This window comes from Xanthomonas fragariae, from assembly GCF_900183975.1.
GTDB lineage: Bacteria > Pseudomonadota > Gammaproteobacteria > Xanthomonadales > Xanthomonadaceae > Xanthomonas > Xanthomonas fragariae.
This window is the reverse complement of sequence record NZ_LT853882.1, coordinates 3,860,130-3,886,182: the sequence shown is the minus strand read 5'-3', so window position 1 is coordinate 3,886,182 and position 26,053 is coordinate 3,860,130. Positions and strand designations below refer to the sequence as shown.

Annotated in this window: 19 protein-coding genes, 2 other RNA genes and 6 pseudogenes; 10 read left to right on the top strand and 17 right to left on the bottom strand. The window is 61.5% G+C overall.

All coding sequences use genetic code 11. The features are described from left to right. Window positions 1–217 precede the first annotated feature (217 nt). Both avrBs2 and PD885_RS22255 read right to left on the bottom strand, forming a co-directional pair. On the bottom strand, window positions 218–2,368 hold the full coding sequence (gene avrBs2, locus PD885_RS18025) for a type III secretion system effector avirulence protein AvrBs2 (RefSeq protein ID WP_002809739.1): 2,151 nt from the start codon (window positions 2,366–2,368) through the stop codon (window positions 218–220). Between the two features lie 142 nt (window positions 2,369–2,510). Beyond that, window positions 2,511–2,779: pseudogene (locus PD885_RS22255) on the bottom strand (ROK family protein); the annotation flags it as partial. 270 nt (window positions 2,780–3,049) lie between these two features. Between PD885_RS22255 and PD885_RS18015 the strand changes: the two are divergent. From PD885_RS18015 to PD885_RS18005, 3 genes are all read left to right on the top strand, one after another. After that, on the top strand, window positions 3,050–5,707 hold the full coding sequence (locus PD885_RS18015; protein ID WP_172404517.1) for a TonB-dependent receptor: 2,658 nt from the start codon (window positions 3,050–3,052) through the stop codon (window positions 5,705–5,707). A 10-nt stretch (window positions 5,708–5,717) separates the two neighbouring features. Continuing rightward, entirely contained in the window at window positions 5,718–6,506 is a 789-nt protein-coding gene (locus tag PD885_RS18010) for a DUF1868 domain-containing protein (RefSeq protein ID WP_002809742.1), read from the top strand. Window positions 6,507–6,715: 209 nt separating this feature from the next. Further along, a non-coding RNA gene (locus PD885_RS18005) (sX9 sRNA) lies at window positions 6,716–6,790 on the top strand. A gap of 278 nt (window positions 6,791–7,068) precedes the next feature. Here the strand turns inward: PD885_RS18005 and PD885_RS18000 are convergent. After that, entirely contained in the window at window positions 7,069–7,875 is an 807-nt protein-coding gene (locus tag PD885_RS18000; RefSeq protein ID WP_002801519.1) for an IS5 family transposase, read from the bottom strand. A 186-nt stretch (window positions 7,876–8,061) separates the two neighbouring features. Between PD885_RS18000 and PD885_RS17995 the strand changes: the two genes are divergently transcribed. Continuing rightward, on the top strand, window positions 8,062–8,406 hold the full coding sequence (locus PD885_RS17995) for a hypothetical protein (protein WP_002809743.1): 345 nt from the start codon (window positions 8,062–8,064) through the stop codon (window positions 8,404–8,406). 244 nt (window positions 8,407–8,650) lie between these two features. Here PD885_RS17995 and PD885_RS17990 read toward each other — a convergent pair whose 3' ends face one another. The 6 genes and pseudogenes from PD885_RS17990 to PD885_RS17975 form a co-directional block, all read right to left on the bottom strand. After that, window positions 8,651–10,597, bottom strand: coding sequence for an efflux RND transporter permease subunit (locus PD885_RS17990; RefSeq protein ID WP_052032146.1), 1,947 nt, complete (start codon window positions 10,595–10,597; stop codon window positions 8,651–8,653). A 9-nt stretch (window positions 10,598–10,606) separates the two neighbouring features. Beyond that, complete coding sequence (locus tag PD885_RS21760; protein ID WP_065975040.1) at window positions 10,607–11,050, bottom strand: efflux RND transporter permease subunit; 444 nt, start codon at window positions 11,048–11,050, stop codon at window positions 10,607–10,609. 30 nt (window positions 11,051–11,080) lie between these two features. Continuing rightward, window positions 11,081–11,156: non-coding RNA, sX9 sRNA (locus PD885_RS17985), on the bottom strand. Between the two features lie 123 nt (window positions 11,157–11,279). After that, window positions 11,280–11,345, bottom strand: a pseudogene (locus tag PD885_RS22365) (hypothetical protein); the annotation flags it as partial. 109 nt (window positions 11,346–11,454) lie between these two features. After that, window positions 11,455–11,871: pseudogene (locus PD885_RS17980) on the bottom strand (efflux RND transporter permease subunit); the annotation flags it as partial. A 117-nt stretch (window positions 11,872–11,988) separates the two neighbouring features. After that, window positions 11,989–12,903 carry an efflux RND transporter periplasmic adaptor subunit gene (locus PD885_RS17975; protein ID WP_002809744.1) on the bottom strand — a complete coding sequence of 305 codons (915 nt, stop codon included), beginning with the start codon at window positions 12,901–12,903 and terminating at the stop codon, window positions 11,989–11,991. Between the two features lie 693 nt (window positions 12,904–13,596). Here PD885_RS17975 and PD885_RS17970 point away from each other — a divergent pair. The 3 genes and pseudogenes from PD885_RS17970 to PD885_RS21085 form a co-directional block, all read left to right on the top strand. Next, a complete protein-coding gene (locus PD885_RS17970; protein WP_040762735.1) occupies window positions 13,597–14,175 on the top strand; it encodes a class I SAM-dependent methyltransferase in 579 nt (192 codons plus the stop codon). Next, a complete protein-coding gene (locus PD885_RS22540; RefSeq protein WP_324994420.1) occupies window positions 14,078–14,425 on the top strand; it encodes a transposase in 348 nt (115 codons plus the stop codon). Before PD885_RS17970 ends, PD885_RS22540 begins: the two co-directional genes overlap by 98 nt. A gap of 120 nt (window positions 14,426–14,545) precedes the next feature. Beyond that, window positions 14,546–14,785: pseudogene (locus PD885_RS21085) on the top strand (transposase); the annotation flags it as partial. Here the strand turns inward: PD885_RS21085 and PD885_RS17965 are convergent. Further along, complete coding sequence (locus PD885_RS17965) at window positions 14,776–15,852, bottom strand: ATP-grasp fold amidoligase family protein (protein WP_040762736.1); 1,077 nt, start codon at window positions 15,850–15,852, stop codon at window positions 14,776–14,778. The pseudogene PD885_RS21085 and the gene PD885_RS17965 sit on opposite strands and share 10 nt — an antisense overlap. A 335-nt stretch (window positions 15,853–16,187) precedes the next feature. Here PD885_RS17965 and PD885_RS21080 point away from each other — a divergent pair, with 335 nt between their 5' ends. Continuing rightward, on the top strand, window positions 16,188–16,391 hold the full coding sequence (locus PD885_RS21080) for a hypothetical protein (protein ID WP_145954111.1): 204 nt from the start codon (window positions 16,188–16,190) through the stop codon (window positions 16,389–16,391). A 206-nt stretch (window positions 16,392–16,597) separates the two neighbouring features. On the opposite strand, the gene PD885_RS17960 is transcribed toward PD885_RS21080, so the two are convergent. From PD885_RS17960 to fabV, 7 genes and pseudogenes are all read right to left on the bottom strand, one after another. Next, window positions 16,598–16,954 (bottom strand): SymE family type I addiction module toxin, encoded by a 357-nt coding sequence (locus tag PD885_RS17960; RefSeq protein ID WP_002809755.1) that lies wholly within the window; start codon window positions 16,952–16,954, stop codon window positions 16,598–16,600. Window positions 16,955–17,350: 396 nt separating this feature from the next. After that, the gene (locus PD885_RS17950; protein ID WP_088057035.1) at window positions 17,351–17,980 is read right to left on the bottom strand and encodes an AbiU2 domain-containing protein; all 630 of its coding nucleotides are present in this window, start codon (window positions 17,978–17,980) and stop codon (window positions 17,351–17,353) included. Between the two features lie 63 nt (window positions 17,981–18,043). Beyond that, on the bottom strand, window positions 18,044–18,670 hold the full coding sequence (locus tag PD885_RS17945; protein ID WP_088057034.1) for a hypothetical protein: 627 nt from the start codon (window positions 18,668–18,670) through the stop codon (window positions 18,044–18,046). Window positions 18,671–18,727: 57 nt separating this feature from the next. After that, entirely contained in the window at window positions 18,728–19,237 is a 510-nt protein-coding gene (locus PD885_RS21075) for a hypothetical protein (RefSeq protein ID WP_145954110.1), read from the bottom strand. An 87-nt stretch (window positions 19,238–19,324) separates the two neighbouring features. Beyond that, window positions 19,325–20,857, bottom strand: a pseudogene (locus PD885_RS17935) (hypothetical protein); the annotation flags it as partial. After that, window positions 20,829–21,955, bottom strand: a pseudogene (locus tag PD885_RS17930) (IS3 family transposase). The pseudogenes PD885_RS17930 and PD885_RS17935, both read right to left, overlap by 29 nt. 340 nt (window positions 21,956–22,295) lie before the next feature. Further along, on the bottom strand, window positions 22,296–23,504 hold the full coding sequence (gene fabV / locus PD885_RS17925) for an enoyl-ACP reductase FabV (protein WP_088057031.1): 1,209 nt from the start codon (window positions 23,502–23,504) through the stop codon (window positions 22,296–22,298). 289 nt (window positions 23,505–23,793) lie between these two features. On the opposite strand from fabV, the gene PD885_RS17920 reads away from it, so the two are divergent. Together PD885_RS17920 and PD885_RS17915 are read left to right on the top strand one after the other, a co-directional pair. Beyond that, window positions 23,794–24,216 carry a DUF2141 domain-containing protein gene (locus PD885_RS17920; RefSeq protein WP_002809769.1) on the top strand — a complete coding sequence of 141 codons (423 nt, stop codon included), beginning with the start codon at window positions 23,794–23,796 and terminating at the stop codon, window positions 24,214–24,216. Window positions 24,217–24,246: 30 nt separating this feature from the next. Then, a complete protein-coding gene (locus PD885_RS17915) occupies window positions 24,247–25,764 on the top strand; it encodes a carotenoid oxygenase family protein (RefSeq protein ID WP_088057030.1) in 1,518 nt (505 codons plus the stop codon). Window positions 25,765–26,053 lie beyond the last annotated feature (289 nt).

Below are 26,053 nucleotides of genomic sequence, written 5' to 3'. Positions count from 1 at the left end.
ACTGCGTATGTGCTCACAAGAAGCACTGCCGTTACGCGTAGACACCGGAACCGGCACTCGTCGCGCTAGACCATGCGCCCATGCCGGACATGCCACCATCCGAACGATGCATCCGGCACTCGTACCGTGCGCCATGTCAGGCTGCCGCCAGCGCTGGCACGGCGCGCCCGCATGCCGCCGGGCGACGCCGTGCCAGTGCAGGATCATGGCGTCGGGATTACTCCTCCGGCTCAATCTGTTTGGCTTGTTCGTTGAGGTAATGGGTCACCGGTGCGCCACGGTATTGATCGGTCAACCGCCCCAGGGATTCGGCGCGGGCATCCACCGCGCGCCTTGCTGGGGCGTAGTGCGGCAGGTCTGCCGAACGATCCAGCAGGCTGCCTTCGCGCACTGCTGCGACATGGGCCGGGTCGGCTGGCTTGGACGCGGCGCGGAATTCGCTGGTGCGCTGCTGCACGATCTCCGCATCGCGTGCGGTGTCGATGGGGGTCTCTGGCGGCAGGTCCAGTTCCATGCCGGTATGGCCGCGCGCCAGCGTGCGGTTTTCCAGCAGCGCGAGCAGTTCTTCGTCGACTTGGTCGGTCAACAGGCTTTCACCAGCGTTGCGAAAGGCACCGGCGGTGGTGCGCTGGATACCAAAGGCTTCGCTGGTGAGCTTTTGCATCTCGCCGAAGTTGCGCCAGACGTAATAGTCCTTGTCGTGGTTGGCGCGTGGCAGGGAGAAATCCTCATAGCGGTAGCCGGCCGAAAACGCCGCCTGCGCGTAAGCCGAGTCCGGCTGACGCAATCGTGTGCGTGTCAGTTCCATGGCCTTGCCCGCATTGCTTTGCTGATCGGTGGCCACCGCCTCAACCATGACCGGGCGCATCCTTTTCCAGCTTTCCAGCCATTGCACCGCGGTTTCGGCCAGACCCTCGGGGCCATCGTCCTTGCCCGGGAAAAAGTCGCGCACCTGCGGGTCGGCCAGCATGCCCTGGCTGAAGACCGGCACCACATTGATCTTGGCCAGCAGGCGATCTAGCGCAGCACGGCGCGGCGCATCATCGGAGTGCAGCGGATTGATCTGATAGTGCTTGTACAGGTTGGACAGAAATTGATCGAAGCCGCCTGTGTAGTACTTGGCATACAACTTGATCGCGGCCCCCTGGCGCAGATCCGGCCGGCGCATCAGCAGCATCGCCACCGCCTCGGCGGTGTCTTCCTTGCAATCCAGCGCCACCGAGATCGGCTCCGGCTTTTGCCACGCGTGCTCCAGCGCCTGCTCCACGGCGGCAATGGTCTGATCGGTCTTGATGAAGTTGCCATCGACCGGGTTGCGGATCACCAGCGGCATGTCACGCAACTGGGCAAACGGCACCTGCGAAACCAATCTGTTCTGCGGGTCGTCGGTCATGCGGCCAATGGTGAAGTCGTGCATCAATACCGGCACGCCGTCGGCACTGACTTCGACATCCAGCTCCATGGTGCGATACCCCTGCGCGTAGGCGCGATCAATGGCGACAAGCGAGTTTTCCGGAATGCCGGCGTGGTTGTCGAACAAGCCACGATGTATCATCACGTCCTTACCCAGCGCGCGCGTGCTCGGCACCTGGAAATACTGGTCATGAACGAGTTCTTTGCGGTGCTTGCGCAGCAGCGCGTCCTTGCCGGCCACCAGATGATGGTCGTTGGCCTTGAAGAAGGCTGCGCCGCCATCGCGCGCCGGCACCTCGTGGCCGTGGTAGCGCGCAGCCTGCTGCACCTTGCGACGCGGCTGCCTGGGTGTGGCGGGCTGTAGCCAGCCCGGCGGTGGCAGCCCATGACCGGGCAGATCCAGCGCCTTGCGCAACGCGGTGCGTGCTGCGTCGCTGAAGGTGTCGCCAGGCGCAAATGCGCGCTGCAGATCGAAAATGATTCGGCCTTGCTGCGCATCGACCAGCACCGGGTCGGCCGTTGCACCTTCGCGTCCGGGCAGGCTGCGCGCCATGGCGTTGAACGCGGCGGTATCCAGGTAGACCGGCTCCAGCGTTCCGGCGGCAAAGCGTGCCGCGATGCTGTCCGGTGCGGGCGCGGTGCCGGCCTGCGCGAGATGGCTGGCAAGCTTGCTTTGCGCTGCCTGCACGGTGATCTGCCTTGCCTGCACTTCGACCAGGCGCTGCTCGGAGAACTCGCTGTCCAGCGCCACCAATGCCGGCTCGCCGGTCATCGCGCTTTCTTTCAATTGCACCAGCGGCGGTGGCACGGCAGCCTGGCGACGCGGCCGTGCACGCAATGGCGGGTTGCCCCCTGGCACGTGCGGCACCTCCATCGGGGTGATCGCACCGGTGTGCGTCGGTGTTGCCAGCACGGTGGTGGGCGTGGCGGCTGGTTGCAATGGAGCAATACGCATGACGACCTCAAGAGCACTGCGGGCGGCCAGTAAACCGCGTGCCATATGACAATTCGCAACCAAGGCGAAGTATGCCGCTGCGATGCGAAACGACGCCTCCCGGCAACACCGGTGCAGCGCATTGCGTGGTCCAGCGCCGGCTCTAGAACAGCGTTTCCTTGAACGGCAGCGTGGCCGCGCCCAGCACGGTGGCGTGCGCCTGCACCTGCCCGACCAGCAATGTGGGATACGGCGATGCAACGATCCGGCCAAGCGCGCCGCGTTTGCATGCGCGCTGCGGCGCACGCTACCCGCAGCGATCACACCAGCGGCGAACCCTGCGGCGATGTACAGATAGACCAAGTCCGGCGATTGGTGGCCAATCCCGTACACCTCCTCCGCCAATGCTGCGCAATGGGTATCGTTGTCCATTCAGACCGGTGCTACCGGGCACGCTGAGCCCACTGGCGCGCGGCAGATCAGCGCTCGGGACCTGCCCGGTGCGTCGGATCAGATCCATCGGATCAGATCCAGCAGCATGCGCTCGCTGCGGCGACGGTAATGCGAGCGGATGGCCTGTTTTGCGAAGAGGGGGCGCGTGCGGGGCGAAACGTCCGCCGTTGTCATAATCGTTTTAAGTAAGCCGCTTAATTTGATCCGCCTGCGGCCCCACGCTGGGGCCGCCCGACGTCGGATCGTGCCATGTGCTTGTTGCATTCTTATTCCCGCCCTCCTCGTCCCCCCCGGCCTTACCCACAGTCCCGGCATGCGTTGTCGCTTGCGCTGGGGCTGGCCTTGACCGGCTGGCTTCCCCCATCGGCCAGCGCTGCCGAGGCGCCCGCCGAGGCCGACGCGCAGACGATGGATTCGGTGCAGGTACGCACCTCGTTCCAGTCGCAGAACACACGTGCCATCGCCACCAAGCAGGCCGCGCCCACCATCGTGGATTCGGTCGCCGCCGACAGCATCGGGCAACTGCCGGATTTTAACGTCGGCGATGCACTGCGACGCGTCACCGGCGTGAGCACCGTGGAGTACCAGGGCGAACCGCGCTACGTGACGGTGCGCGGTCTCAACGGCAACTACAACAGCATGCTGATCGATGGCTTTGCTTTCGCCAGCAACGACATCGGTAGCCGCCAGGCAATGATGGATGTGCTGCCGGCGAACTTTGTCGACCGCATCGATGTGGTGAAGTCACTGCTGCCGGAAAACGACGGCGGCGCGATCGGTGGTGCCACCAACCTGGTCACCGCGACTGGCTTTGGCCGCCCAGACGGCCTGCTGACCTTCTCGGCAAAGGGTGGCGCCAACTTGATGGAACAGCGCTATGGCGGCCGCACGCCGGTGGGCGAAGGAGAGTTGAAGTGGGGCAAGCGCTTCGGGCGCGACGGTGAGTTTGCGTTTTTGGGCGCGGCCAGTGTCTGGCGTCGGGTGATCTCGGTGCCGCAGCAGGAAAACGGTGGCGGCTTGAACTGGTACAACGCCGATGGCACGCGCGCTCCGGTGGCCTATGGCGGGGTTGGTGATGCAGTGCCCAGCGAACGCCGTTGGTACAACTACGACAACACCCGCGAACGCCGCGGCGTGACCATGCGCGTGGATTGGCAGCCGGATGGCCCGCTCAGCGGCCATGTATCCGGTTATGCGTTCCGCCAGCGCGAGGCCTCCGACCGCGACACTCAGTCTGCCCAGGTGCAGAACGACGCACGCCTGACCCGCACCGGCCCGCAAAGCGGCGCGCTGGACAACCTCAACCAGGTCGTCGAGCTGGGGCAGCTGCGCTGGAAGCGCGGGCTGACCGGTATCAATGGCGAGCTGCTGGCCGAGCTGCCGGCACAGTGGCGCGGCGCACTGCGCGCAAGCACCTCGCGCGCCACGGTGGACAACCCGCAAACTTGGGATCGCTTTCAGCAAAATCGCCTGGCATACGGTTTCGACTGGAGCGGCACCCTGCCCGCATTCACGCCTCTGGACCCCGCGCTGGCCGATGACCCGGCGCGCTATCCAAACCTCTATCACCAGCAGGAGCGCACCGGCTACGCCGAACGGGTCAGCGACCTGCAACTGGAGCTGCGTCGCAACATGGACGAGGACAGCCGTGGGTTTGGTCTGGCGTGGGGCGTGCGACAGGTGCGCACGCACATGCAGACATCGGTACAGCGCACCACCTGGAATGGGTTGCCTTACAAATTGGCCGACGTGCTGGGCAGTCCGACCTGCGCCCTGGGCTGCACCATGCCGATGATGACCATCGACCCGGCACTGGCCGACGCACGCTGGGATGCCGACGCTGGCGATGCGAGCGGGGTAGTGGACACCAATGCGCATAACAGCGGCAGTTACGGCGTCGATGAGCAGGTGCGCGCCGGCTTCGCCCAGGCGCAATGGCGCGGTGAACGCTGGCGGTTGGCTGGCGGCGTGCGCCTGGAGCAGACGCGTTTTGGCAGCACCGGCCAGCAATTGAGCGGAACCGCCTGGACGCCCGTCACTGCGGTGCGAACTTACGGCAACTGGCTGCCATCGCTTGCTGGCCAACTGCAGACCAGCACCAACGGAACGCTGCGCTTTGGAGTATCTCGTTCGATCGGGCGACCGCGCCTGGACCAGATGGCCTTGAACGGCGGCGTGCTCGCGCTGGGCAGCAACCCGCCAACGCTCAACCGGGGCAACCCTGACCTGCAACCGCGCCGCTCGCAGAACCTGGACCTTGGCCACGACTGGACCTTCGACGATGGCGGCAGCCTGCTGTCGATCGCGCTGTTCCAGAAGACCATCCACAATGAGATTTTCCGTTACGGCCAGCTGCAAAGCATCGACAGCGAGCAGGTACTGGTCACCCAGCCACGCAATACCGACCGGCCGGTGCGCATACGTGGTGCCGAACTCGGTGCGATCAAGGAAATAGGCCCGTGGCTGCCCGCGCTCGCTGGCCTGTCGGTCGGTGCCAATGTCACGTTCCTGGATGTGGACTACCCAGTGATGCTTGGCGATGGCACCCGCACCACGCTGGCGGTGCTGCCACAGCAGCCCAAGCAGCTATGGAATCTGACCCTGAACTATGCGCGTGGCTCGCTGCGCACCTCGCTGGCCTGGAGCCATACCGGCGAGGTATGGGACGACCGCTACCCCAACTACAGCAACCAGCAGGAGTTTTATCGCAACCGCTACCAGCAACCGCTGGATCGCATCGATCTGAAGCTGGCCTGGGATGTATCGCCAGCGGTGGCAGTGAGCCTGGACGTCCTCAATCTGGCCGGCCAGGGCTACGAATACCGCATCGGCCGCCATCAGGAATATGTGCAATCGGCCTGGAAGATGGCCCCCACCGTGATGGTCGGCGTCAATGTCAAACTCTGAGGAACTCCGCATGTCGTCACTTCTGGACACCACCATCAGCCGACGCCGCCTGTTGGCTGCCGCTGCCGGCGCCGCGGTGTCGGCTACCGCCCTGCCAACGCTCGCCAAGACAACGCCACTGCCGGATGTGGGCCGCAAGTTCCTGCGCTCCAGACGGCCGATGACGTTTGCCGGCAATACGTTTGTTGGCCATCTTGAACAACAGGGCGATGGCTATGACAGCTTCGACCGCGTGCTGGATATCTACCGCGAACTGCCCGAGCACCGCTTCGCCAACAAGCTCGCGTTGCTGCCGCCGAGCAGTTACCACGTGACGTTATTCGGTGGGGTCAATGAAATCGACCGCGCGCGCGGGCCATGGCCGAGCGATCTGGGGCGCGATGTGGCGTTAAGCGACATCAATGCCAGCTTCCTTGCGCGGCTGACGCACCGCACCGCCGCGCCGCTGGGCGCATGCCGCTTCCTGGTCGATCCCGCTGCGGCGAGGACCGGTGGCAACGACAATCTGCTCATTCCGTTACAGCCCGCTGATGGGCAGACCGCGCAGCGCCTGCAAGCGGCACGTCAGGCGCTGATGACGCTGACCCGCTTGCAGCGACCGGATTACACCAACTTCCAATTTCATATCACGCTGGGCTACCTGTGCAACACGCTTGATGCAGCAGAACAGGCGGCGTATCGCCTCGCGTTGAGCGACTGGCTAGCGCGGCTGGCTGCTGCCGGCCCGATCACAGTACCGCATTTCCACTTTTGTACGTTCACTGATATGTACGCGTTTCGTGCGGTGCGTGAGGTGTGAGGGTTTGAGTTTGGAGACGTGTCTGGGCCTATGCGAGTGCGGTTCGCTGTTTCAGGCGTGCACTTCAATCATGGCTTCAAGCATCACCGTGCCGCAGTGCAAAGCCCCTCCCCGTAGGAGAGGGGCTTTGCTTCATGGCGCTTTAGAGTAGGTAACAAAACTGCTGCGCTCACCGCCAGGCGGGCGCGTCCGGTGCTTGGAATCGGCGCATGTACCACGCGAACACTGCGGTTCCTCCGCGCCGTCCGCACCCACTTGGCGACTGTTCGCTACGTTGGTTAGCCACTCTTGGGTTGATGGGCCACACCCCAATGGTCCACGCGGATCTGCGCCGTTCGTTCCAGTGCGGCCAGCGTCATGGTCGAATGTACCGGCGCCGTTGCCGCATGCAGGCGCGAGTGCGCTGCAAGCCAGGCACAATGCAGGACGCGAAGCATCGATGGTCATGCGTCACTTACCGCTTGCCTGCAATGGATCGCGCCACAGCCTGAGTCTGTCGGATGGTCATACGGCGCACTGCCCGAAAGCGCTGGCGTCATAAGCGGATATCTTCTAGAGCGTGTTATGAACTTTGAAAGAGGGTGGCTGCATTTCCAAGCATCAGGATCGTGAAGACGACGAAGTGCAAACCGGCCAAGGTTTCCGGCAATCGCTCGTAGTCGCGTGCCAGCCGTCTGAAACGATTGGCCCATCCGAAGCTGCGCTCGACAACCCAACGGCGCGGCAGCAAGACAAAGCCTTTTTTCGCTTCTTGCAGCTTGATCACGTGCAACTCAATGCCTTCTTCCGTGGCCGCCTGCGCCGGTTCTTGACCGGTGTAGCCCTGATCAACAAAGGCGATCTTGACCGTTTCACCGGTCACGTGTTGTACCTCTTGTGCCAACGATCGGACTTGCGCGCGCTCCTGCTCATTAGCCGGCGTCACCTGGACAGCGAGCAGATGTCCAAGCGTATCGACGGCCATGTGTACCTTGCTGCCTTTCTTGCGTTTATAGCCATCGTATCCAGCACGCGGCCCGCTTTCGCAGGTGGACTGCAGCGTGCGAGCATCGAAAATGACCGCGCTCGGCTGGCCTTTTTTCCCTTGCGCCACACGCAAGAGTGAGCGCAGATCACTGACCATGGCCTCAAAGCAGCCCGCTTGCAGCCAGCGCTGTGTTTGCTGATACACCGCTTCCCAGGGCGGAAAATCGTTGGGAAGCAATCGCCATGGTGCGCCGGCGCGCGCGATCCACCGCAGTGCGTTGAACATCGCGCGTAGCTCATACTTGCGCTGCGGTGCCTGCACGTCCATCAGCGTCAAATAGGGAGCCGCAAAGGCCCATTCTTCGTCGGAAATATCGGTGGAATAAGGCTTACGAGGCTTCATCCGTATACGTTAGCGTGACAAGGGCAAAGTTCATAACACGCTCTAGCCGTCGGCGCGGCATACACGGTCGCATACGATCCCATGCAGCACCAGGATCGCCCCATCGCGCGCCGCGGCTGGGCGTCTTCATGCCACACCGACAACGTCACCTTCACGCTTGCACCATTGTTCCGCTGGAGATCCCCGATGATCCGCACCCTCGCTCCGTTCGCTGCCGTTGTGTTGTTGTCGGCTTGTGCATCCACTCAGGTCGCACAGGTGCAGCCCATCGACGGTGTCATCTCCGGCCAGTGCCATATCGACAAGGTGCGCGGTGCGGTCGGCCTGGCTGCGGCGGCGCAGACCATCGAACGTGCGCGCGTGGATAGCGACAGCCTGCAGGTCAGCGTGCGCCGCGGCGAACGCGCCACCGGCGGCACCACCGCCAGCGGCCTGGCCGACCCGGCCCAGGGCGCCAGCGAAAGCGGCGGCGATCACCTCACCGTCGAGACCGGCCCGAACGACAACATCACCGCGATCTACTGTGGCTGAGATGCGTTGCGATCATAGCGGCCGCTAGCAGCCGTGCGTCTGACGGCTGCGGCAGCGGGCGCATGCGGCGTTGTCTGCATGCGTCGTTCTTTCGCGTGATTGCAACCTTGCTGCATCGCTCATCATTGAATGCAGCATCTGAGCATCTGATCTGAGCATCTGCGTTAACGCGCCTGCGTTGCGCCAAGCGCGCACGGTGGGCGCGACGAGCTCCCGGCGTGCGACGTGCATCGCTTGCAGTACATCATCCACGGCCCTGCGAATCTGCTGGATCAGCCTGCGTGCCGACTGCACTACGCCAGCGTCGATGGACCCATGCTTGGACATCGTGGATGCAGCTAAACACAGCGGGAACCACCACCAGGCACAGCAACGTCGAGCTGATCAAGCCCCCGATCACCGCGATGGCCATGGGCTGGCGAAAACTGGCATCCGCGCCGAAGCCCAATGCGATCGGCAGCATGCCGGCGATCATCGCCATGGTGGTCATCACGATCGGGCGGGCGCGCTTGTGGTATGCATCGATTAAGGCGGCTTCTACGGACGCTGCCCCATCGCGGATCGCAATCACGGCGTATTCCACCAAGAGAATCGAGTTTTTGGTAACGATGCCCATCAGCATCACCAGGCCGATCATCGACGGCACATCGAGCTCGCTGCCGAAGAGCAATAGCGCCACAAACGCGCCGCCGAGCGAAAGCGGAATGGCCGACAGGATCGTCAGCGGCTGGAAGAAGTCGCTGAACAGCAGAATCAGCACGCACAGCATGCACACGCTGGCGATCACGATTGCCAGCAGTAATCCCGACGACAAATCCGCCGCCACTTCGGCATCGCCGGACTGGATCAGCGACACATTCGAGGGCAGGTGCTGGATGGAGGCGCGCGTGTTGGCCAGCGCCAGCGCCTTGCTCAACGGCATGTCGCTCAGGTCGGCGCTCACCGTGACGTAGCGTTGGCGATCGTCGCGGTCGATCTGGGTGGGGCCGCTTTCCATTGCCAATACCGCGACACTGGACAAAGGCATCAGGCCATCGCGTGATTGCACGCGTAGATTAGACAACGCATCCAGATCGGCACTGACCCGGTCAGGCACCTGCACGCGGATGTTGATCTGCCGGTTGTCCAGATTGAGCTTGGCAAGTTGCGGTTCGAAATCGCCGCTGGTCGCGGTACGCAAGGTCTGGCGGATATCGGCGCTGCTCACTCCATAACGGGCGGTCTGGCTCTCGATCGGCCGCGCAACCAGTTCCGGGCGTTCCAGACTTGCGGGGGTGCGCACGCCGGACAAGCCGGCCGCCCGCAATTCGCCTGCGAATGCAGAGGCGGTCGCGTTGAGCGCGTCTTCCGAATCGCTGGTCAGAATCATCGACAGCTGCTCGCCCGGCCCGCTGCCACTCACGGTGGCGCGTGCGCCTGTGATATTGACCAACACTCGCCGCACCTCGCGCTCGATCTGCGTTTGCGGTGCACGTGTTTTGCGTTCGGACAGCACCAAAGTCATCTCAGCCTTGCGCACTTCCGCGACCTGGGCATCACGCCCGGCTGCATTGCCGCCGATGTTGGTGAACACCGCACCGACGCCGTCGATGCGGTCAACCGCGGCGCGTACCCGCTCGGTGACCTGACGGGTCTGGTCGATGTCGCTTTCCGGCCCAAGCTCGACCTTGACGGTGATGGTGCCGCGGTCGCTGGGCGGCACCAGACCTTTGGAGAGCAACGGCAACAAGGCTAGCGACAACAGTAGAAACACGCCGGCAGCGCCCAACGTCGCAGCGCGGTGGCGCAGGCTCCACTGCACCATCCGCAAATAGCTGGCAGTCACTGCGCCGGTCGCCGGTTCCGGACGATCGCTGTAGCGTGAACTGAGAAATCTGGCGGCCATGATCGGGGTGATCAGGCGCGCCACCAGCAACGAGGCGACCACGGCGATCACTGCGGTCCACCCGAACTGTTTGAAGAACAGCCCCGGGATGCCGCCCATCAACGTGGTCGGTACAAACACCACCACCAGGGTTGCGGTGGTGGCCGTGACCACCAATGCGATTTCGTTGACGGCATCGGCAGTGGCCTGAAAGGCCGATTTGCCCATACGCCGATGGTGCTCGATGTTTTCGATCTCGACGATAGCGTCATCGACCAGGATGCCGACCACCATCGCCAAGGCCAGCAAGGTGAGCGTATTGAGCAAGTAGTCCAGTCACCACATCACCGCGAACGCGGGCAGGATGGGCAGCGGCAGCGCCGATGCGGCGATCAGGGTCGCGCGCCAGTCGCGCAGGAACAGCCACACCACCAGCACCGCCAGCAGCGCGCCCTCGTAGAGCATGGACATCGACCCTTCGAACTGCTCCAAGGTGTAGGCCACGGTGCTGGAGACCGGAGTGATGCGCAGCTGGGTGCCGGTCTGCTGCAGATGCTGCAGCGCCTGCGCAACGCCGTTGGCGATCTGCGTTTCGTCGAAGCCCTCGGTGCGATAGATGCTGAGCCCGATCACCGGCTTGCCGTCGAGAAGCGCGGCCTGCCGGCGGTCGGCGTAGCCGTCGCGCACGCGCGCGATCTGATCCAGGCGCACGCTGCCGCCAGTGGCGAGCGCAATCGACATGCCCGGCAACTGCGCGGCCTGTCGCACGCCTGCCACCATGCGCACCGATTGCTTGGCGCCACTTAGAGCGGCTAACAAAACGTAGCGAGCAGTCGCCAGGTGGGTGCGGACGGTGCAGAGGAAACGCAGTGTACGAGTGGTACATGCCGATTCCAGGCACCGGCCCCGCCCGTTTGACGGTGAGCATAGTCGTTTTGTTAGCCGCTCTTAGTTGCGCGCGTCCGCCGGAGGAATACTGCTGCGTCTGTTGCAGCGCGCGCGAAACATCGGCGGTGGTAACGCCGAGTGCGGTCATCTGCACCGGATCCACCTCGACCCGGATCTCGCGCTGCACACCACCCAGGCGCTGCACGCGCCCCACGCCGGGCACCTTCACCTACACCATCGTCGACGTGCCAGGACAACTGGGTTTCATCCAGCGTTGTCGAGGTCACCGCATAGGTCAGGATCGGCGTGCTGTTCTCGGTCACCGCGCTGATGGCCGGCTGCAGCAGTTCCGGTAGCAATGACGAGCGCACCCGGTCGACCGCGTCCTTGGTTTCGATCAATGCATCGGACAGCGATTTTTCCAGCCGGAATTCGGCCACGATCTGCACCTGCCCATCGCTGATGGTGGTGCGCAGGTGCCGCAGGCCGCCGACCGTGGCGATCGAGTCTTCCACCTTGCGCGCAACGTCGGTTTCCAGCTGCGCTGGTGCCGCTCCTGGCTGCAACAAGGTGACGTTGACGGTGGGTAACTCCAGATCCGGCAGCGCCTGGATGGAGAGGTTCTTGAAGCCGTACAGGCCCGCCGGCGTCAGCAGGAAAGAAAGCAATACCACAGGAATGGGATTGCGCAGCGACCAGGTAGCAACGTGCATCGCGGCGCACGTGGAATGAGCTGCATGCCGACCAGTGGGCCGGTCGATGTCGCTTTGACCAATACCGTATCGCCATCGGCCAGCAGCCCGGCGCCTTGCGCCACGATGCGCTCACCTTCAGTCAACGGTTGCAGGAGTTCGACCTCGGTACTGACGCGCCGCCCAAACCGCCACCTGTTGCGCGCGCACTTTGGATTGGGCACCGCTGCCGACGATGCGGAACACGGTACTGCAGCCATCGCGCACCACCACACTGGACGCCGGCACCACCAGCGCGCGGGTGGCCGGCAACGCCACCGCGCCGTCGACGTACATCCCGCCACGCAGCAGACTGCCGGGCTGGAGATCCGCATACACCACACCGAGTCGGGAGCGCGCATCCAGCAGCGGCGCGATCTGGCGCACGCGTGCAACCGCAGCGCTCCCGTCGGGCAGCCTGAGGCTGACCTGCTGGCCCACCGCGATCCGCGCGATCTGCTCCGGAGTGAATTCGCCACGCCATTCCAAACGCCCCTGCCGCACCAGGCGAAACAGTTCCTGGCCGCTGTTGGCCACCGCACCTAGCGTCGCGCTCTGCGCGCTGATGAGCCCATCGTCAGGGGCAGTGATGTCGGCTTGCTGCAGCTGCAGGCAGTTGGCATCTCTTGCCGCGAGCAAGGTTGCGTTATCGAAATGGGCCAGCAGCTGCCCGCGCTTCACCGCATCACCAACCGCCACGTTGAGCGTCAACAGGCGCAACCCGTTGCTTTGCGAACCGATCACCGCTTCCTGCCAGGGCGCCACGATGCCGGTCGCCGATAACGTGCCTGGCCATTCCACCTGCCGTGGCGCCACCGCAGTGACCGACAACTCGGCGATCGGAAGATCCTCGGCTTCCGGCTGCGCGCGCGCGGACCACCACCAGCCCGCAGCGATGACGCCACTGGCCAACAGAAAAAACGCCACTGGCAATGCGAAGCGTCGCTGTCCGCCTTTGGATGCACCAGCGGCGGCGTGTTCGCTGGCCGTTGTGTCTGTTGGATTCATGGTCATTGCGAGCTCTGAGGCAAGAAACAGACAGGCGCCGGAGCGCACTGTCGAGTGGATGGGTGGCGGCATTGCATCAAGCCGCTGCATGGCTTACGCCGCGGGTGTGCCATTGCGCGCGACTGCCAACGTCGCACCAGGCAACGCGCCATGCCTGCGCGCGTGAGCGATGGATGGCGTTGCAAGGGACAGTGGATCAACCGATAACATTGACGACATGCGCAACGCTATGGAGCAACAGCGGGTCTGAAGCACCAGCAAACTGTGACTGCGTGGCATCGTTTCAGCCGGCTGTTAAAGAATATTTAGCCAGTTGAAGAATTCTTGAAGTGCAGCCATGCCGCTGCGCGAAGCGTTCAGACTCAGCGGCGAGCGCGGTGCAGCCGATCTGCGCTGTTGTCTTTCGCCTGTCTGACGTGCAGTTTCATCAGCCGCGTTGCATTCGGCCAATGACATCTATCGGCAATCGCTTAACGAGTTTGCTACGACGCACAGTCTCAACATTGCGACAATGCGTTGATGCCGATAGGTCGTCGATGCTGATGAGCAGCTGCGCTTTCCAAATAATCGGGCATCGAAGATAGACTGCGGACAGATTGATGCACTCGCCCTGCGTTGCCGAATGCTTGCCGTCCAATGATCGGATGGCAGTTGCGCCCACGGCAGGTTGGCCGAACTCTTTCAACGTTGTGAGGATAGATGGCTCGTTCGTATATGGTTTCGTTTTTTCGCGAATGGATCACAGCACCCTGCTCCATTGCAGCGATCGTCCCCTCCGGGCGTGCGCTCGCCTCCACCATCACGTCCGAGCTATCGGAACGCACCGGGCGCGTCCTCGAACTTGGGCCTGGTACCGGCGTTTTTACCCGCGCGATGATCGACAAAGGCGTGCGCGAAAAAAACCTCATTCTGCTCGAGTACAACCAGACGTTCTCGTCGTTGCTCAAGCAACGCTTTCCGCATGCGACGTTGCGGCAGATGGATGTCTGCAATCTTGAATCGGTGCCCCGCTTCGATGGGAGCTGCGTCGATGCGGTGGTCTGCGGCCTTGGCTTTCTGAACATGCCGGCGCATCAGGTGGCTGCCATCGTGCGTGGCGCCTTTATGCATCTCAAACCGGGCGGCCGTATGTATCTGTTTACCTACGGCTTCAAATGCTCGGTTCCGGCGCACATTCTCGATGCGCTCGATCTGGAGGCTGTCAGGATCGGGCGGACGTATTGGAACATCCCGCCTGCGACAACCTATCGTCTGCGGCGCCGCTCCTACACAAGGTAGCGCGCGATGCAGACCGCGGTCGCGATCACCGCAAGCGGCGCGACAGCATTTCACGCATCAGCATTTCACGCATCAGCATTTCACGCATCGCTCGTCAGGGATCGAACGCAACGACCAACTCGTACGGCACCGCTGGGTGGTCGAACGCACATATGCCTGGTTCGTCGGATTCGGTATGCGACGCTTCCGCTTCGAGCGACGGATCGATCTCCATCTGGCGTGGCTGTCGCTTGCCTACTCCATCATCTGACTTACTCGCCCCTGAAAAACCCTCAACACTCAATCACCGCCACGCTTTATAAGCCGCACAGGCGTGCCAGAACTGCCGGTTTTCGCTACGCTGATGCCTGATTTCTTGCAGTTTCCGCCCATGCGGATACGCCGTCCTACTGCTAGGCGCATTTGCGCCGACGAGTTGTTTCGTTCGCGGCCGGAAAATCAAATCGACCTGCGTCATCCACTCTCGCAGCTGAGCCAACGCATGCCGTGGGCCGCCTTGGAACAGGCGCTTTGGCCACATTTTCCGGCCACTGCGGCCGCTGGCGGTCGTCCCGCACTGCCGGTGCGTTTGATGGCAGGTTTGCTTTATCTCAAGCATGCCTACGACCTGCGCGCCGTCGCAAAACACGGCTCCACCGGCGCACGCCGTTGCACCCACATATCGCCCATGATCCGGTCCAGCCCGCGGCCCAAGCCTGTGACCAGGCCGGCGCCCGGTGTGAAGGTGAGTTCGCCAAAATAGATTTGGCCGTTCTGGATATACCAATCCACCCGCACATAATCGAAATCGCTGGCCAGCACTTTGCTCAGTTCCAGCGCCTGCTCCAGTAGCTGCGGTGCGCACGGAGGTTGCCGGCCGTCGTCGCGGATGCGGTGGAAAGCCTCGTGCAGGTTGCCAACGAAGAAGGTCATCGACAACGCCGGCGTGTCGAAGCGGCCGTAGATTACTTGCAGCACATAGTGAAAGCTGCCATCCACCTGGCGGAACATATGGAACTTGTAGTCCACCGGCGCGTTTTGCGCATCGCCGATGTAGTGCTCCACCAGAATGCGCGGCGGGATGTTGCGGTAATGGATCTCGCGTTCCATTTCGGAGAAGTCGCGGCGCAGCCACTGGCCGCAGCGCTCGATGATGCGTCGCCGCTGCACCGCATCCGGCTCGTCGCGCACAATCTCCACCATGCTCGCGCCGTGGTTGGCCTTGATCACCGTCTGCCGCCAGCGCGGCAGGCTGAGCAGGTCTTCCGGGTTGTTGCTGTCCAGCAGCAACGGAATCAGATGCGCATTGCCGATCCTGGAGGCCACATACGGCCGCACCGCGACCTTGTCCGCCAGGCGCTGATAGACCGGGTAATCGCCGTGCACGCACTTGCGATACAGCACTTTCTCATTGAAGCACGTCGGGTTGTACAGATTCGGAAGCCGGCCAAACGTATTGAAATAATAGATCCGGTCCTGGTGCCGCCAAGGCAGCGTCCTGACCAGCCGGCGCACACCTTTGCGAAGCAACCGCTTGAGCGTCGGCGCACTGACGGGCGCTGCATACGGGGCAGGTAGCCCTGCAGCTTGCCGGGTTGCGCAAGTAAGTGAGGGCGCCGGCAGCGACGCCAACAGCCGGCCGACGGCCAGCGACCCAACCGGTGGCAGCACCACCATGTCTAACGTGTCGTCAATCATATCCAGATCCTTTGTCTACCTAGAATAAGCGACACAGATCACTATGGAAGCGTGACGCAATCCGAAGTATATGGGCGATCTAGAGCGCTGGGTGTGTAAATGCTTCGAATAATTCCATTCAGTCTGACGCGGCTTTCACCGCCCCAATTGCGGCCTCAGGGGGCCACCAGCCTCAGAGGCGGCGCGTCCACGGCAGCCTGCCAGACGATGTGTCGCAGCTCACCGGGCCGTATCCCCGAACGTGCCTGCCATCAAAGCCCGGCATGTGCAGACCCGGCACAGCAGCAGCCGGGCAATAACGCCACCCGGCACGCCACCGTCATGCAGCCTCAAAAATGCGAAACAGCCACACGCGTTGTGTATACGCATTGCATGTATGGGTTGCTCTCGCATCACATCACATCACATCACATCACATCACATCACATCGCAATGCGGATGCGGATGCGGATGCGGTGAAAACTGTTCCTGATCAGCACTGGCTCTCTTCCGCCAGCGGCAAGACAGCGCCAGATGGCGTGGATGCGATGACCATCTGAAGCCGACGAGAGAACGTGATGCGCGTGCATGCCGTGCAGTTGCAAGCGGGATGAGCGATGCCAACGTTCTTTGCACGCAACGGCATCAAAGCCACGTGCTATTGCGCGCTTTACCATTGGCGTTGGCCGTAGGGCATTCGTTGTCCGGCATATGCCGGACGCACACGCCTGCGTTTCAAGCGCGGTGCAGCTGTCGACTCCCCCTTTCAATCTGCGCTTGCAACGCTGACGACCAGCTCGCCGTCGCGCAGGCGGATGTGGAGTTTGCAGCCGATGGCAAAGCCCAGTTGTTCCAGCCAGCGGCCGCGTAGTCGCAGCGTGGGGATGCGTTGGCCGCTGGCGGGGTAATATCCATAGCCGACGGTGCAGTGTTGCGGTGGGCGCGGGCGGCGTAGTGCGCGCTGTTGTTTGGCAAGATCGGCCGCGTTGGCGGCGGCCACTTGCTCGGGCGTGAGCATCAGGGTGCGCGGCGACTCTCTGATGTGCCAGACCGCGTCGCGCGGTGGTTGGCGTGGTGCCCGCTTGCGGGCGGTGGTGGTGGTGCGAGATGGCGGCTGACGCATGGCAAAGGGCCTCCTTGACGAACAGGCCCCGCCGCCGGCCGGCGACGGGATGTCGGGAGGTTAGAAACCGCAGACAGACGGCGGGCATATTCCCCCGAAGGGTGTTGTATTAGCCGCCCTCCCGACGCAGGCATCGCGTCGGTTGCGCTCGCAAGAAACTACGGGCACAAAAAACCCACCGGTATCTCGGAGGTGGGTACCGCTGTCTGAGGAGTTTCTACGCTCCTTGGGGTAGAGATTGCTGTGGGTTGGTTGGGATGTCAACTCGTGTTGCTACAACTCGCGCCGCGTCACCAGAGGTGGAATGGCATCCGTTTCTGCACTTGTGCATCAACACACGCCACAGGTTGAATGGATTATTAGGTCCCGCCAGCTACGGCGAGCCTGCGGCACAACTCAAGTGACCCCAGCCTGTAGCCGTTCTAGCTCTCTCAGTTTGTTGACTAGAGTCCTAGCCCCGCTCGCATCCACAAATTTCTCGTACATAACAGTGATGCCTCTGAAATATGAATCGATTCGGTTTAGAACAGCCTGCAACGCCGCTAGCATCTGCTCCACGTGAGCCCTGCTTATGCCATTAAGAGGATCCAAATCTCGTTTGCTGTGGTAGTCGTGATCTTGATGAACAATGCGCTTGTTGCGATGCTCGCGGGCAAATTCGGCTGACTCCAACGATTTGTTGCAAAGTGATTGAACCTCAGCCCGCATCACTGTATCCATAATCAACGGAGGCAATGACTGTATTGTAAGGTTCTTTTTCTTGCCTGTTGCTGTCGGATCTGTCATCCGCGAAATCCCAAGCAAGACACTGTCCCAAAGCTCGTCTTGCACGATCTTGAAGAACAAGCCAGCGGTTCGATTGAGCAAGTGAATCGTAGTGTCATCTTCAAACAGCTGGCGGTACTGCTGCCAAAGGACGTGAAGCTCGATCAATTTCCGGAAGAGCTCGTAGAAGCTAGTACCAAGCTCCTCTCCCATTGATGAGATGTAATCGGCACGTTTTTCTTCCATAGATCGCGTGATCATCTGAGTGCACCCTAATGTATGAGTTAAGCCGTGCCGCGAAGCGGCATCAGCTTGAACGAATTGTTAGCCATCATGTCGCATTGCCTTGATCGTTCCAAAAGGCGACATGGACTTTGCCAACGCATCTACTGCTTGAACTCTTGACTGGTAATGCCCGCTGAATCTGATGTTGCGATCTTCGATGATATAGGAGCGGACGGTCCCATCTGGATGATCCTTGATCTGATCTATTCCTTTCTGGAAGGCGGTAGAAACAAGGTTGTTGCAAGCTTCAATTTCTTCCATGCTGCGGCCAATGGATAGAACAAGAATTATGTTATTATCTAATCTGCTTTTGGCTGAAATTGCGGTGGAATAAAATTTACCATTGCTTGATCTATTAAAAAAATCCTCAAAGACTTTTTTGAAGCGAGGTCTAATTGTTGCTTCGTATATCTCATCCAGCAGCTTTTTTGCTGCCCACTCGCTTAAGAAAACCCCAACCGTTGCAACACCACCAAGTTCATTGAAAAAGGCCTGCAGATTTGAGTGAACTATATTTTCGAAATGGTCATTGTCATCAGGCTCAGGAAAATTCGGCGCTATTTCTTCCAGCTGCTCATATAGAGGAATAGCTACCGATTTTATGAAGCGGCGCTGCCCAAGCACCAGAATTTCGGCGTCAATGAAAACGCGGCGATCATTTTTCATGATGGCTAATACCTTGGTTAAGTCGCGCCGTGAGGCGGAGCTGGCCTGAATAAATGGTTAGCCAGCAACGCTGGGATGATGCAGGGCAATAATTCTGTTAAATACAAAAAGCATGGATTCCGATATGTCTTCCGTGAGCGAAACATAATTTGAGATAGCTCTTGAGAGCATTGCATGAGCATCCTCGGGACGCACCTGCACGGTGTCCTCGGATGCATCACGGGCATGCTTGAGGGCATTACGGGCAGCGTTGACCTCAGCGATTACATCTTTAAAAGGAAGCCCGCCAGAAAGCCGCTGATCCAGTGCGACGATGTCGTCCATGCTGTTTGCTTTACCGGCACGCTTCAGGAGATTCCCAAGAATTTCCTCGGCTGCGCCAGCAAGCGTCACGATGGCGAGAAAATCACCTTCGTTGAGAAAGATCTCACAGGCTGTCTCAATTTGACGTTTTGCTATATCTGATTTGCTCAGGTTCATGGCTTTGGAATAGAGAAAATATGAACATAAATATGGCGATTGATGATCCTCGCTGAGTTTGGGGGCTGCGTCAATCTGCTTGAGCAACTGACGAGAATTCCGTCTACTTTTCCCTCATCCACCCTTCGGGCACCTTCTCCCGCAGGCGGGAGAAAGGCTTAAGGCTTGTCGGGACTACCGGCTTTGTTTTGGCGTTATCAAGTTGGTTGGCGCCAATAGTGGAAGCGTATTGTTGCGTTCGGTAATCTCTGCCACCTCGCCCTCGATGATCAAGCGCAATTGCGCAGCTTGCTTGTTTGCCGCATTGGATAGCAGCAGCCGTACCTGCATTGTTATTGGGTGCAGATCGCGTGGGGCTGCTAGTGCCGGAAACCCCACCCGCACCAGCTCCCTCCCACGCACATTCTCCAGCACCACAAACCCGGCCGGCGCATCGGCATGGCCGAGGCTATGCACCGTCACTTCAATGGCATCTTCAGTCACGCGCACATCGCCATAGCCGATACCCAGATCCGGGCGCAGCTCCACCGGGCTAGCTTCGGCAATGCGTTCGAGTTGCAGAAGGGTGGTGCGGCCCGCGGGGAATTCGATATCTAGCGAGGCACTTTTCTCGAAAGCGACCTCATACGTTTTGCCTGCACCGTCGATCTTGCCATCGTTATCGCGGTCCACGCCTTGGGTGATGCGCCATTGGCCCGGCGCCACATTCCAGCCTGTCATGCGTGCGCTGTTGTAGGCGATGACGGTGAAACGCCCTTGCTGTGGGGCGGGGATGGCGATGGCGACTTGGGTGGCGGCTTCCGGGTCATTGAAGCGCCAGCTCACGGTGTGGCCGGGGTAGGTTTGATTGCGCTTGAGGGCCACGCCACCAAGGCGTGCGCGTTGCAGGTTGACGGTGGGGGATTCGACACGGTCGCTCCACCAGTGGCCTTCGGTGTTCATGTAGACGTTTTGCAGTTTCTCGCGAGTTTCGGCGCGGTAAATGGTGGCGAGATAATCGAGGTTGCCGGTCTGTTCCCAGGCTACATGGTGCGGAAAATCCGGGGTGCTGCCGTCTTGTTTGTTCACAGCGTCGATGAGCTTGCCGCTCCATGCGCTACGCTTGCCCATGACATCGAGAAAGTTTTCGTTGAGCAGTGCCAGGCCAGTGGGGCCGCTGTTGGCGACGCGGTAGTTAATCGGTTTGAGATAACGCGCCTCGCCGGTCCAGCGGTAGGCGGCCCAGAAGGTGTGCAAGGTGTCGGCGCCGCCGCTGCCTTCGAACAGTTCGCCGCCGCGGGTTTTGCCGGTTTGCCAGTTGATCTCGTTGGGCAGCGCCCAGTTGCCCTTGGCGTTGGTGTAGGCGTGGGCGAGATAGCCGTCGGCTAATCCTGTGACGATGCGGCGGCTGTTGGGGTCGGCGTTATAGCCGCCCAGCAGCAGGGCGGGGTGCACGATGGGAAAGGAATAGGGCTTTTGCCATTGCCAGTTGGGTTCGCGGTAGACCTTGCGGCCGCCGAACCAGTTGCTGGCGAATAGCAGGTGGCGCTGCGGATTCACTTGGATAATGGTGTCGAAGGCTTTGACGGTTTGCATCAGGCGCTCGACGGTGCGCGGGTCGCCCCAGTTGAGATACAGCAGGGCGCTGTTGAGGTTGATGCCTTCTTCGTAGGTGATACGCCCAGGGTTCCGTAGACACTCAAGACCCTCGTTGCGCGTAGCGCCGTTCAAACTCTACAGGGGACAGGTCGCCAGTTGAACCGTGGCGGCGGTTGGGGTTGTAGAACATCTCGATGTAGTCGAATACCTCGGCGCGAGCGGCGTCCTTGGTGGAATAGGTCCGCCGCCTGATCCGCTCGCGTTTGAGCAGTCCGAAGAAGCTCTCCATGGGTGCGTTGTCGTGGCAGTTGCCACGCCGACTCATGCTGCACACCAAGCCATGGGACGCCAGGAAACTGCGCCAGTCATCGCTGGTGTAGACAGACCCTTGGTCCGAATGAACCAAGCAACCAGCGTTGGGTTTGCGCCGCCACACCGCAGACAACAAGGCCTACACGACCAACTCGGTGTCGGCCCGATCGCGCATCGCCCAGCCGACAACCTGCCGGGAAAACAGATCGATCACAACAGCCAGGTACATCCAGCCTTCATGCGTGCGGATGAAGGTGAAATCGCTCGCCCAGGTCGTGTCCGGCTCAGTCACGTCGAACTGTCGGTCAAGCAGGTTGGCCGCCGCCTTGCACTGCATTCCTCCATGGAAGCGCGGTTTGCGACCATAGCCCACCTGGGCACGCAGTCCCTCGGTGCGCATCAGCCGATGCACCCGATGGCGACTGCAACGCTCACCCAGATCGCGCAGATCCCTGGTGATCTTGCGATGCCCATAGACACTGCCGTTGGCCAGCCAGTGGTGCTTGATCAGTCCAAGCAAGCGCTCATCTTCCTTGGCGCGCTCACTGTTGGGCGAGCACAACCAGGCGTAATAGCCCGACCGGTTGACCCGCAATACCCGGCACATCGCACACACCCTGAATTCCCCACAGTGGGCTTGCATGAAGGCGTACTTTGCCCTTACCCCTTGGCAAAGTACGCGGCGGCCTTTTTTAGGATGTCGCGCTCCTCGGTCACTCGACGCAACTCTGCCTTCAGCCGCCGAACCTCGGCGCGCTGCACCACGCCAGGCTTGCCGAACTTGCGCAGCCAGGCATAAAGGCTGTGCGTGGTGACACCTAGTCGCTCCGCGACTTCTGCCACCTTGAAACCACGATTGGTCACTTGCCGGACCGCCTCGATCTTGAATTCATCCGTATACCGCTTGCTGCTCATGGACACCTCCGAATCGACCATTTTCCATGGCCTTGAGATGTCTAGGAAACCCTGGGCGTATCAACGCCGGTGCAGACATCAAGGCCTTGCGGTCGTTGGGTGGTTGGGGTTTTTCAGGGGCGACTAAGTCATGCCACCACCACGGCCGTAGTGACCGCAAGATTGGCGATTGCCTTCCCGGGGATTCGGGATTGGAGAGAGGAGATTCGTTACATCAGCCAACGACAACCGGCATCGAATGCCGGCTGCCGTCGCTGCAACGTCTTCGGGTTGGCTGAAGATCAGCGACGCAACACGCCGCGGTTGCGAATCCCCGGTCCCGAATCTCCCCTCCCGGCAATCAACCCAGCTCGATGCAATCCAAGGTCACGTCCGTCGCAACATCGGCGTCGTAATCCACGTCGTTGCGCTCGAAGCCGAACAGTTTGAGGAACTCGTATTTGTAGCCGGCGTAGTCGGTCAGTGCGAATAAGTTTTCGGTGGTGACCTGCGGCCACAGCGCCTTGCAGGCGTCCTGCACGTCGTCGCGCAGTTCCCAGTCGTCCAGGCGCAGGCGGTTCTCATCGTCCACTTCGGCAGGCTGGCCATCTTCGCGATACAGGCGCTCGCGGAACAGGCGGTCGAGCTGCTCGATGGTGCCTTCGTGCAGGCCCTTTTCCTTCATGATCTTGTAGACCATGGAAATGTACAGCGGCATCACCGGGATCGCGGCGCTGGCCTGGGTCACCACCGACTTGAGCACCGCCACATTGGCGCTGCCACCATACTTGCTCAGGCGCGCGTTCAAGCGCTGCGCGGTGTGGTCCAGATCGACCTTGGCCTTGCCCAGTGCGCCGTGCCAATAGATCGGCCAGGTGATCTCGGTGCCGATATAGCTGAAGGCCACGCTGCGCGCGCCATCGGCGAGCACGCCGGCGCCTTCCAGCGCATCGATCCACAATTCCCAATCCTGCCCGCCCATCACGTTGATGGTGTCTTCGATCTCCTGCTCGGTGGCCGGCTCGATCGAGGCCTGGATGATGGTGTCTTTGTTGGTGTCGATGGCGGTGGCGGTGTAGGTCTGCCCGATCGGCTTGAGCGCAGAACGCTTCACTTCACCCGTGCCCGGCAGCTTGCGCACCGGCGAAGCCAGCGAGTACACCACCAGGTCGACCTGCCCGCCCATCTCGGTCTTGATCAACTCGATCACCTGCGCGCGCGCGGCATCCGAAAACGCATCGCCATTGATCGACTTGCTGTACAGGCCTGCAGCCTTGGCCTGCGTGTCGAAGGCTGCCGAGTTGTACCAGCCGGCGGTGCCGGCCTTGGTGGCGCTGCCGTGTTTTTCGAAGAACACGCCCAGTGTGTCGGCGCCGAAGCCGAACGCGGCGGTGATGCGCGAGGCCAGGCCGTAGCCGCTGGACGCGCCGATCACCAGCACCTTTTTCGGGCCGTCGTGACGCACGCCGCGCGCACGGGTTGCGGCGATCTGCTCAAGTACATTGCGCTCGCAGCCAAGCGGGTGCGTGGTGGTGCAGATGAAGCCGCGCACTTTGGGATGGATGATCAACGTGTTCTCCTCGTCAGCAGGATGCTGGGGGCATCTTAATCGCTGGCCTGCGCGCGAAACAGCCGGATGCGCAACACACGCTGCTGTATGGAGGCAACGGCCAGACCATCGTGCTGGAACCGCGCATGGCGTCGGTTTGCGGCGCGCGTGCTCAACGCGATGGCGGCACTGTGCATCGCAAGGCATTGTTGCGCGGATCGAGACTGCGATGGTCGCCACTGCAAGGACCTGCCCAGTTGCGTAGCACGGCCGGGTACGTGTTGCATCCGGCGCACTGAAGGAGACTTGCATGCGGTATAGGACCTGCACCCTGGTCGGCATCTTGGGCTTGCTCCTCGGCGGCATCGCGCACGCCGCGGATCTGGACGTGGGCTTGAGCGGCCTGCGCTCACAGCAAGGCATGTTGCGTGTGGTGGTGATTGCCTCAACCGCACAGCTGGATGGTGCACAACGACCGGTGCAGGCGCAGACCGTACCGATCACCAGCAGCACGCCGCACATCCAGTTCAAGAACCTTCCGCCCGGCCGTTACGCGGTGATGGTCAATCACGACGAGAACAGCAACGGCAAGCTCGAAACCAATCTGATTGGCATGCCGGTGGAAGGTTACGGTTTCAGCAATAACCCACACACAATGCGCAAGCCAACGTTCGACGAGGCGGCCTTCGACCTGCCTGCGAGCGGCAAACACATCAGCGTGGAAATGCGCTGAGTTCTCTGAGCTGGCCATAAGGAGCCGTGCATGCACCGCCGTCGTTTCCTACAGTCCTTGTTGGCCGCTACCGGCAGTGCAGCATTTGGCGGTTTGGCGCTGCGCAGCCTGCCAGCGCAGGCTGCCGAGGCGGCGCGGTTTCACGATCAGCTGCAGCGCACGCCGTGGCTGCTGAGATGGCGCAGCGTGACCAGCCCGACATTCGGACCGACCACCGCAGCCCTGCGCGGCAAGCTGCCAGACGGCCTTGCTGGCAGCTTGTATCGCAACAGTCCGGCATGGACCGAACGGGCGGGTTTTCGCTACGCGCACTGGTCCGACGGCGACGGTATGGTGCACCGCTGGCGGCTCAATGGTGCCCAGGTGCAGCACCGTGCACGCATGGTGGCCACGCACAAGTTCACCCAGGAACAGCAGGCAGGTCGCTTCCTCTATCGCGCTGCCGGAACCTCGGTGCCGGACATGCAGCCAGCGCGCAACAACGATGACGTCAACACCGCCAATACTTCAGTGGCGATGCTCAATGGCCGGCTGTTCGCGCTTTGGGAGGCGGGATCGGCGATCGAGCTGGACCCGGACGCACTGGACACGCTTGGTCCGGTGACCTGGCGCGACGATCTGGCCGCGATGCCGTTCTCCGCGCACCCGCTGATCGATCACGACGGCAGTGTCTGGAACTTCGGCTCGATCGGCCTGATCGGCGCCACCGGTGTGGTGATCTGGCACCTCAATGCCAACGCCACGCTACGTACGGTGCAGCTGATGCGCACCGATGCGCCCGGCTACCTGCACAGCTTTGCGATGACCGAACGCCATCTGGTCTTTGTTCTGGCGCCGTATCGACGGCTCGACGGCGACGGCGCTTTCTTCGAGCAGATGCGTTTCACACCGGATGCGCCGTGTCGGATCGCAGTGGTGCCCAAGGAAGCGCTGGACCAGCCACGCTGGTTCGAGGCCGACTTTGCGGTGGCCTATCATTTCGCCGATGCCTACGAACACCGCAAACGCATCGTCGTGCGCGCTGTGGTGCATACCGACCCGGAGGAGGCGCGCTCACCGATGCGTGCCGCCATGCTGGGCGACGCGTCGGCGCAACCTGCTGCGGTGCAACTGCGCAGCCTGCATCTGGATCTGGCCGACGGCAGCGCGCGCTGGCAGCCGCATGCAGTGGATAATCTAGAACTGCCGACATTTGACGCACGCACCTTAGGCACGCGTGGCGCCCGCCTGTATGCGCCGTGCAGCGATGGGGCCAATGCGTCGCCATTTCTCAGCGCAGTCGCCGGCTACGACCTGGAGCGTGACCGCCGCCAGGTGCATCGCTATGGTGCCGATGTGCTGGCCGAAGAGCACGTGTTCGTGCCCAAGCCCGGTAGTGAGCGCCCCGACGACGGGTGGTTGGTCGGCACCGTGCTGGACACCACTCGCGCACGCAGTTGGCTGATGGTGCTGGACGCACGCCACATCGATGCCGGGCCGATTGCCGAAGCATGGCTGCCGTACGCGCTGCCGTTAGGATTCCATGGACATTTTGCTGCCGCTGCCTGAATCACCGCGCCGGTGGCGATTGTACTTTCGGCCTCAGGATCGAGCCGGCACCGGCTGCTGCCTCAGCTGCAACGCATACACCCACAGGTCGAATTATGAATTCGACACTATCCTTATCAAAAACCCCACTTGGGCCGCTAAACGAGAAAAAGACTATGCGAGACCATAATCACGCACTAACAACCTTGGATGCGCGATCCGACGCTTTTCGAGCGTTGGTTGCGTAAAAATATCTTCTACAAATTTTGAATGTAGCCGTTAGCTAAGGATGCTCTGATCAACGAGGCCT